This is a genomic window from Mariniflexile ostreae (assembly GCF_042427585.1).
GTDB classification, from domain to species: Bacteria; Bacteroidota; Bacteroidia; order Flavobacteriales; family Flavobacteriaceae; genus Pseudalgibacter; species Pseudalgibacter ostreae.
Map to the genome: position 1 here is coordinate 1 of NZ_JBHMFC010000075.1, position 555 is coordinate 555.

1 pseudogene is annotated in these 555 nt (G+C 36.9%); it reads right to left on the minus strand.

Going from position 1 to position 555, the window contains the following annotated elements:
* A pseudogene (locus tag ACFFU9_RS11800) lies at nt 1-287 on the minus strand (hypothetical protein); the annotation flags it as partial.
* Nucleotides 288-555: the final 268 nt, after the last annotated feature.

A 555-nucleotide genomic window follows, 5' to 3' on the forward strand; every position in this document is an offset into this window, starting at 1 on the left:
CAAGCTTTGTACATTCCAAACCCTAAAGGCTGCATAAGACAGTCGCTAAAAGTACCTTTTTTTTTAGTAAAGGGCAGGGGCAGGTCTTTGGTGGTTGCTAACAGTTTTTCTGAACACGCTTGGTCGTTAACATAAATAGTGCTTTGGGTGGCGACCTCAAAATCGGCCAACGTTGTAGGCACTTTTGCTTTGTCGCACTTGCATTTTGCGCCTTGGCATACGGTGTATACCCCTGCCTTGTTTGGTTTGGCTGAAGCCCCTGGGTTTTCTGTATTATTATCTGCCATATTGCTAAACTTATTTTAAAGTTAATACAACTTGTTTTTTATTATTAGTATACATATGCTTGAGTCTGCCCTCTCACGCTTATAATATAAAAGTGTGCACATTTTGCATCTCTATTTTTAAAACCAATATTACTTGCTCCCTTTTGTATATAAGCATAAACCCACTATGTTTTTATTATTCCAAACTTTATAACTAATTATTACCTCCTTATTAGTTGTTTACCTAAAGTATGGCCTGGTTTTAAAAACATAGCTCCACAACTATTCA